An 8,380-nucleotide genomic window follows, 5' to 3' on the forward strand; every position below is an offset into this window, starting at 1 on the left:
GCCTCGGCCGTCACACCGGGCTGCCGACCGGGCCGGCGGGGCGGCCGGCGGCATACCGGGCGCGCAGCGCCAGCTTGTCGACCTTGGCCGACCGGTTCAGCGGCAGCGCGTCGACGAATTCGACCCCGCCAGGGGCCCAGGTCTCGCTCAGCTCGGCGGTGACCAGGTCGATCAGCTCCGCCGCCGTCACCGTCGCCCCCGGCGCCGGCACCACGTACGCGTACGGCAGCTCACCGGCCACCTCGTCGGGCACCCCGATCACGGCGGCGGCGCGCACCTGCGGGTGGCCGGCGAGCACGTCCTCGATGGGCCGGGAGTAGATCGGCCAGCTCCGCTGCCGGGTGAGGATCCGGTCGGCGAGCCGGTCGACGAGGTACAGGTACCCGTCGTCGTCGAGGTGGCCGATGTCGCGGGTGCGTACCCAGCCGTCGACGAGGGTCTCGGCGGTCAGCTCGGGCTGGCCATGGTAGCCGGCGAAGCTGAGGCGGGTGTGGACCCACACCTCGCCGTCGACGCCGGCCGGTAGCACCGTTCCGTCGGTGTCGCGGATCTGCACGGCCACGTCCCCGTACGGCCTCCCGCAGGAGCGCAGCCGCTCCGGGTGCTCCGGGTCCTCGGTCAGCCCCGGCTGGGCGGTGATCACGACGGCCTCGCTGAGCCCGTACACGATGCGCAGGACCGGGCCGAAGCGGGCGATCGCCTGGCGCAGCCGGGCGGGCGCGGCGGGCCCGGCGCCCACGTTGAACATGAACATGCTGGAGAAGTCCGCGCCGGATAGGTCGGGGTGGTCGAGCACCTCGTAGAGCATCGGCGGGGTGACGAACGTCGAGTTGATCCGTTCCCGGGCGACGGTGGCGATGAACGCCGCCGGGTCCCACCGCTCACGCAGGAACAGCACGCCGCCGCTGAACAGGTTGACCAGGGTGGTGATCTGCCCGCTGGCCAGCCACATCGGCGAGTGGGACAGGTGCCGCAGCAGCGGGATGCCGCCGGTACGGAAACCCTCGGCGAGGGCGAGCACCTGGCGGTAGAAGCTCTCCCGGTGGTGCACTAGCTTCGGGGTGCCGGTGGTGCCGCTGGTCTGTAGGAACGACTCCGGCTCCGGCACGTCGACCGGCAGGCCGGCCGCCGCGCCGCAATCGGCCACGGCGAGGTCCGGGCCCGCGTCCCCCGCGCGGGCGCCGAGGTCCGGGCCCGCGTTCCCCGCGCGGGCGGCGAGGTCCGGACCCGCGCCGCCCGGGCCGAGGCAGAACACCGGCACGCCGTCCAGGCCGGCGGCGATCCGCCCACCGAGCCCGTCGCCGTCGCGGGCGTCGTAGACGAACGCCTCCGGCCGGGACAGCCGGACGAAGTCGTCGACCTCGCGGCGGGAGGTGACCGGGGCGACCCACATCGTCCGGCAGCCAAGCAGGTGCAGGGCGAGCTGGAGCAGCGGCCCCTCCATAGCGTTGCCGAGCATCACCAGCACGGCGGCGCCCGGCCGGACCCCGCCGTGCGCCAGCGCGCCGGCCATCCCGCGCACCCGCGCGGCCACGTCCAGGTAGGTCAGTCGGCGTCCGCCACCCACCAGGGCCTCCCGGCCGCCGAAGCCGGCGAACAGTTCCAGCGCCTCGTGCACGTAGGTGGTCGGTCGGTCGGACCCGTCAGTCATCGCCAGCCCCCATCAGCTTCCGGCGGCGGTCGGCGGCGGCCCGGCGGGGTGCCCGCCACGACCTGCGCGAGCGGCGTCCGGGCAGCTCACGGCCAGGACGCGGCGTCGGCGGCATACGTCGGCGACCGCACCTCCGCCAGCTTCGAGCGTAGGCCGCGCGGCCCCACCGGGCACCGGGCCGATCGGTGCACGGGCGCGGCCCGACGTCATTTGATCTTGTCGATCAGGTTGATTGACGCCTGTCAGGGGCGCGGCTAGGTTTCTGGACCATCGTCCAGGCGGCTGTCGTCAGTGGACGACCCTGGGCTGCCAACATGGAGGTTCAATGTCGACTCCGAAGAAATGGCGCTTGGTAACGGCCCCGAAGAGATGGCAGGTGATCGCCGCGGCGGCCACGGCGCTGGTCGTGGGAGCGCCGGCCGTGGTGGCCACGGCGGGCCCGGACACCGCCGAGCGTCGCGGCGCCGGTGTGTGGGCGGGTAGCTGGGCCGCCGCGGTGACCCGGGGCAACACGACCGGTCTGACCAACACCGGCCTCAACAACCAGAGCATCCGGATGATCGTGCACACCACCGTGGGTGGTCCCCGGCTGCGGGTGCGACTGAGCAACCTGTACGGCGAACAGGCCGTCAAGGTCGGCCGGGCCACCATCGCCCGGCCGGACACGTCCACCCCGACGGACCTGTCCGACGTGACCGCCCCGACCGTACGGGAGCTGACCTTCAACGGCTCCGCGTCGGTCACCATGAACAAGGGCGGCGAGCTGCTCAGCGACCCGGTCGACCTTGCGGTCGGTGACCAGGAGGACCTGGTCGTCACGCTGTACTTCCCCGAGCTGACCGGGCCGGTGACCTTCCACGGCCAGTCCCGGCAGACCACGTTCATCGGCGCCACCGACCTCACCGGTGCCGCCGCCGGGACCGGGTTCACCATCCGCCCCGACTGCTGCTGGATGTTCCTGTCCGGCGTGGACGTGCAGCGCAAGCTCAGCCCCGGCTCGGTGGTCGTCCTCGGCGACTCCATCGCCGACGGCAACGGCAGCACGGTCAACACCAACAGGCGCTGGCCCGACCTGCTCGCCGACCGGCTGATCGACGCCCGCCCCGAGGTGCGTACCCCGGGCGTGCTCAACCTCAGCCTGGCCGGCAACCGGCTCAACCACGAGGGCACCGAGCCCGGCGCGGGCGGCTTCCCCGGCTACTACGAGCTGGGCCCGAACGCCCTGGCCCGGCTGGGCGAGGACGTCTTCCCGCAGACCGGCGTGCGGACCGTCGTGACCCACCTGGGCATCAACGACATCTGGATGTCGGACGACTCCGCCGAGAAGATCATCGCCTCGCTGCGGCAGGTCAACCAGCAGGTCAAGGCCCGGGGCCTGACCAGCCTGGTGGCCACGCTCACCCCGTACGAGGGGCACGGCAACCCGGGGGTGTGGACGCCGGAGAAGGAGGCCACCCGCCAGGCGGTCAACGCGTACCTGCGGAGCAGCAGCGAGTTCGACGGGGTGCTCGACTTCGACGAGGTGCTGCGCGACCCGGCCCAGCCGAGCCGGCTGCTGCCGGCGTACGACTCGGGTAACCACATCCACCCGAACGACCTGGGCAACCAGGCGATGGCCGACGCGGTGCCGCTGCGCCTGCTCGGTCTGTGACACCGGCGGGGCGGCGGGGGCGATCCTCCCGCCGCCCCGTCACCAACTTCCTGGGGAGGAAGCACCACCATGACGTCCGAGAGCTGCTCTTTGGCCTGTACAGCGACCAGGGCCGGCAGAACCCGTACCCCTTCTACGCCGCCCTGCACGAGCTGGGCCCGATCCGCGAGATCCCGGACCGCCCCGAGCACAGCACGGTCAGCGCCGTCGCCGGCGGGTACGACGTCGTCGACCAGGTGCTGCGCGACCCGGAGTGGCTCAAGCAGTCCCCGCCGGGCTGGGAGCAGCACGAGATCCTGCGCACCTTCGAGTCGTCGATGATGTTCATCAACCCGCCGGACTACACCCGGATGCGGGCGGTGTTCGCGAAGACGTTCACCCCGCGCCGGCTGGGTGCCCTGGAACCGGTTATCACCCGGGTCACCGACACGCTGCTGGACCGGATGGCCGAGGCGGGCGCCGGGGGAGCGGAGGTCGACTTCGTGGCCGACTTCGCCTACCCGATCCCGGCGCTGGTGATGGCCGAGTTCATCGGCCTGCCCGAGGCCGACCTGGCCTGGTACCGCGAGCGGGTCGACCGGATCGACGACTTTCTCGACGTGGCCGGGGCGACCCCGGAGCGGCTGGCCAAGGCCGACACCGCCGCCGCCGAGCTGCGCGGCTACTACCGAAAGCTGGTCGCCGACCGCCGCCGCGCCCCCGGCGCGGACCTGATCAGCGGCCTGGTCGAGGCGCTCGACTCCGGTGACGTGGACCTCACCGAGCAGGAGCTGATCAGCAACCTGATCGTCCTGTTCAACGCCAGCTTCGTGACCACCGTCTACATGTTCAGCAACGGGCTGCCGCTGCTGCTCGACCACCCCGACGTGACCGCCGCCCTGCCCGGCGACGACGAGCTGACCCGGGGCTGCGTCGACGAGGTGCTGCGGATGCAGAGCCCCGTGCACTTCCTGGCCCGGGCCCCCCGCGACACCGTCCTGCACGAGGTGCAGGTCGCCGAGGGCGAGAACGTGATGCTGCTGATCGCCGCCGCCAACCGGGACCCGGCCCGCTTCTTTGACCCCGACCGGTTCGACCCGCGCCGCGCCGGTCCGCCGTCGCTGGCCTTCGGTGTCGGCCTGCACTTCTGCCTCGGCTCGGCGGTGTCCCGGCTGGAGGGCCAGCTCGCCCTGCCCCGGCTGTTCGCCCGCTTCCCCGGGCTGCGGATCACCCAACCGCCGGTGTACAGCGGCAGCCTGTTCCTGCGCGGCATCGACAAGCTGTTCGTCACCACCGCTGGATGAGGAGACCCACGATGACCCTGGACCCGCAGGTGATCGCGTACCGGGCCGCGCGCGCGGCGGCCGGCGTCCCGGCGCTGTACACCCAGACCCTCGCCGAGGCGCGCGCCGCCGACCTGGCGGCGATCCGGGCCGGCGGCGGCGACGTCGAACCGGTGCACGAGGTACGCGACACGGTCGTTCCCGGCCCCGCCGGTGACCTGCCGGTACGCGTGCACCGGCCGGCCGGTGCCGGACCGCTGCCGACCCTGGTCTACTTTTTCGGCGGCGGCTGGACCCTCGGCAGCGTCGACACCGCCGACGGTATCTGCCGCCGGCTGGCCAACGCCACGGGATGCCAGGTCGTCACCGTCGGCTACCGGCTCGCCCCCGAGCACCCCTTCCCGGCGGCGGTGCACGACTGCCACGCCGCCGTGCGTTGGCTGGCCGCGCACGCCGAGCAGTTCGGGGCCGATCCGGCCCGGTTGGCCGTCGGCGGTGACAGCGCCGGCGGCAACCTCGCCGCCGCCGTCACCCTGCTCGCCCGCGACAGCGGCGGGGCGGCGCTGGCCGCCCAGCTCCTGGTCTACCCCAACACCGACCAGCGGGAGCGCGCCGAGCCCGCCGGGGAGCAGGACCCGCTGCTGTTCAATCGGCACTCGGTGGCCTGGTACCGGGGTCACTACCTGCCCGATCCGGCCGACGCGGCGAACCCGCTCGCGTCACCGCTGCTCGCCGGGGACCTGACCGGCCTGCCGCCGGCCCTGGTGATCACCGCCGAGTACGACCCGCTGCGCGAGGAGGGGGAGCGCTACGCCGACCGGCTGCGCGCCGCGGGGGTGCCGGTCGAGCTGGCCCGCTACGCCGGGATGATCCACGGGTTCTTCGCCATGCCGGGCGCGTTCGACGCCGGGCGGCACGCCCAGGACCGGGCCGCCGCGTTCCTGCGCGACCGGCTCGGTGCCGCCCCGGCGGTGCCGGCCGACTCGGGCGCCGTCCATGGCTGACCTGGCCCCGGCCGCGCTCGCCGCCGAGCCCGCCGGTGCGGTGCCGTTCGCGGCGAGCCTCGCCGACTTCGCCGCGCTGGCCCGCGACGTGCTGCCGCCCGAGGTGTACGACTTCGTGGCCGGCGGCAGCGGCGCCGAGAGCGCCCTCGCCGCGAACCGGGCCGCCCTGGACGGGGTCGCCGTGCTGCCCCGGATGCTGCGCGGCGTCGACCGGCCCCGCACCGACGCCCCGCTGCTCGGCCGGACGCAGGCCCTGCCGGCGGCGGTCGCGCCGATGGCGTACCAGCGGCTCGTGCACCCCGACGGCGAGCTGGCGCTTGCGGCGGCGGCCGGCGCGGCCGGGGTGCCGTACGTGGCGAGCACCCTGAGCAGCGCCACCATCGAACAGATCGCGGCGGCGGCCGGCGGGTCGGTCTGGTTCCAGCTCTACTGGCTGCGGGACCGGGGGATGGTGCGCGAACTGGTGGAGCGGGCGCACCGGGCCGGCTGCACGGCCCTCATGCTCACCGTCGACGTGCCGATCCTCGGGCCCCGGCTGCGCGACGTGCGTAACGGCTTCGCCCTGCCGCCGGAGGTCGCCGCCGCGAACCTGCCCGGCAGCCGCGGCGACCTGGCCCACGCCGGCACGCCCGGTGCCTCGGCCGTCGCCCGGCACACCAGCGCCGCGTTCGCCTCCGCCCTGACCTGGCCAGACGTCGCCTGGCTGCGCGGGTGCACCGATCTGCCGCTGGTGGTCAAGGGCGTCCTCGACCCCCGCGACGCGGTTCTGGCCGTCGACGCGGGCGCGGACGCGGTGGTCGTGTCCAACCACGGCGGGCGGCAGTTCGACGCCGCCCCGGCCGGGCTCACCATGCTGCCGCAGGTGCGCACCGCCGTCGGTGACCGGTGCGAGGTGCTGGTCGACGGCGGCATCAGCGGCGGCGTCGACGTGCTGCGCGCCCTCGCGCTCGGCGCGTCGGGGGTGCTGGTGGGCCGGCCGCTGCTGTGGGCGCTGGCCGTCGGCGGGCGCTGCGGCGCCGACGCGGCGTTCGCGCTGCTCGCGGCCGAGCTGCGCGACGCCCTCACCCTCGCCGGGTGCGCCGACCCGGCGGAGGCCGGCGACCTGCGTACGATCACGGGAGGCTGAACGTGGACGGTGGACGACCGGTGGACGTGGCCCCGGACGACGTGCGCGTCGAGTCCGACCTCGACGTCGCCGACCTGCACCCGGCGGTCGGCGACCCCGCGCTGAACTCGATGAACTTCCTCAACGAGGTGTCCCAGCGCTACCCCGAGGCGGTGTCGCTGGCCGCCGGCCGGCCGTACGAGGAGTTCTTCGACGTCGCGGACCTGCACCGGCACCTGGAGACCTTCCGCGCCCACCTGGTCGACGACCTCGGGTACGGCCCGGCGCAGGTGCACCGCGCCCTGTTCCAGTACGGCCGCACCAAGGGGATCATCCACGGCCTGGTCGCCCGCAACCTCGCCGTCGACGAGCGGATCACCGTCGACCCGGAGTCGATCGTGGTGACCGTCGGCTGTCAGGAGGCGATGCTGCTGGTGCTGCGGGCGCTGCGCGCCGGCCCCTCCGACGTGCTGCTCGCGGTCGCCCCCACGTACGTCGGGCTGACCGGCGCGGCCCGGCTGGTGGACCTGCCGGTGCGCCCGGTGGCCGCCGGCCCGACCGGGATCGACCTGGCGGACCTGCGCGAGCAGCTCCGGCGAACCCGCGCCGAAGGGCTGCGCCCGCGCGCCTGCTACGTGATGCCGGACTTCGCCAACCCGTCCGGGGCAAGCATCGACCTGGCGGACCGGCGTCGGCTGCTGGACCTCGCCGCCTCCGAGGACCTGCTGCTGATCGAGGACAACCCGTACGGGCTGTTCCACGCCGACGGGGCGCAGCGGGTGCCCACGCTCAAGGCCCTCGACACCGGGCGGCGGGTGGTCTACCTCGGCTCGTTCGCCAAGACCGTGCTGCCCGGGGCGCGGGTCGGCTACGTGGTGGCCGACCAGCGGGTCCGCGACGCGGACGGGACCGTCGGGCCGCTCGCCGACCAGCTCGCCAGGATCAAGAGCATGGTCACGGTGAACACCTCGGCGATCGCCCAGGCAGTCGTCGGCGGGGCCCTGCTCGCCCACGGGTGCAGCCTCGTAGCCGCGAACACCCGCGAGCGGGCCGCGTACGCCCGCAACCTGCGCCACCTGGTCGACGGCCTGGCGCGGCGGTTCCCGGCCCCGTCGGCGGTGCGGTGGAACGTCCCGGTGGGCGGGTTCTTCGCCGTGGTGAGCGTCCCGTTCCCCGTCGACGACGGGCTGCTGCGCCGCTCGGCGCAGGAGTACGGCGTGCTGTGGACGCCGATGGCGCACTTCTACGACGACACCGCGCCGGTGGCCGCGTTGCGGCTGTCGATCAGCGCGGTGACGCCCGAACAGATCGACGCCGGCCTCGACCGGCTCGCCATGTTGATCACCGACGAGCTGGCCCGGCTGCCCGTTCCTGCGGCCCGGGGCTGACCTCGTACTGTCGTCGTTCCGCCACCCCCCGTGCGTCCGAGGCCCGGCCGGACCGGCCATAATGGACGGCATGGTCGCATGGGAGTACGCACTGTTGGTTCGCCGCTACCAGGGGCAGGGGCGCAATTTCCACGTCTCGTTCGTCTGGTATGGCCCAGACGGGTCGCGCGCCGACATCACCGCGTACGGCGACACCGCGATCGCGCACCTCAACCGGGCCGGCCGGGAGGGCTGGGAGCTGGTCTCCGCCGCCGAGGACGTGAACAACGTCCAGGGCAGCACCGAGGTCCACCGCTACCACCTCAAGCGCCCCGTGCCC

The 8,380-nt window shown here is 74.0% G+C and carries 7 protein-coding genes; 6 read left to right on the forward strand and 1 reads right to left on the reverse strand.

What is annotated here, in order from left to right; genetic code table 11:
• Window positions 1-10 precede the first annotated feature (10 nt).
• Window positions 11-1,651, reverse strand: coding sequence for an AMP-binding protein (locus tag E1258_RS06945; protein WP_132397892.1), 1,641 nt, complete (start codon window positions 1,649-1,651; stop codon window positions 11-13).
• Window positions 1,652-2,030: 379 nt separating this feature from the next.
• On the opposite strand from E1258_RS06945, the gene E1258_RS06950 reads away from it, so the two are divergent.
• The 6 genes from E1258_RS06950 to E1258_RS06975 all read left to right on the forward strand — a co-directional run.
• Complete coding sequence (locus tag E1258_RS06950) at window positions 2,031-3,302, forward strand: SGNH/GDSL hydrolase family protein (protein ID WP_132397908.1); 1,272 nt, start codon at window positions 2,031-2,033, stop codon at window positions 3,300-3,302.
• Window positions 3,303-3,352: 50 nt separating this feature from the next.
• On the forward strand, window positions 3,353-4,585 hold the full coding sequence (locus E1258_RS06955; RefSeq protein ID WP_132397910.1) for a cytochrome P450: 1,233 nt from the start codon (window positions 3,353-3,355) through the stop codon (window positions 4,583-4,585).
• An 11-nt stretch (window positions 4,586-4,596) separates the two neighbouring features.
• Window positions 4,597-5,568, forward strand: a complete 972-nt coding sequence (locus tag E1258_RS06960) for an alpha/beta hydrolase (RefSeq protein WP_132397894.1) — start codon at window positions 4,597-4,599, stop codon at window positions 5,566-5,568.
• On the forward strand, window positions 5,561-6,694 hold the full coding sequence (locus E1258_RS06965; protein ID WP_132397896.1) for an alpha-hydroxy acid oxidase: 1,134 nt from the start codon (window positions 5,561-5,563) through the stop codon (window positions 6,692-6,694). The genes E1258_RS06960 and E1258_RS06965 overlap by 8 nt, the downstream gene beginning before the upstream one ends.
• The gene (locus E1258_RS06970; RefSeq protein ID WP_371688578.1) at window positions 6,643-8,061 is read left to right on the forward strand and encodes a PLP-dependent aminotransferase family protein; all 1,419 of its coding nucleotides are present in this window, start codon (window positions 6,643-6,645) and stop codon (window positions 8,059-8,061) included. The genes E1258_RS06965 and E1258_RS06970 overlap by 52 nt, the downstream gene beginning before the upstream one ends.
• Before the next feature lie 61 nt (window positions 8,062-8,122).
• On the forward strand, window positions 8,123-8,380 hold a 258-nt coding region (locus E1258_RS06975), incomplete at its 3' end, for a hypothetical protein (protein WP_132397898.1).

Source organism: Micromonospora sp. KC207 (assembly GCF_004348615.1).
Classification (GTDB): domain Bacteria; phylum Actinomycetota; class Actinomycetes; order Mycobacteriales; family Micromonosporaceae; genus Micromonospora.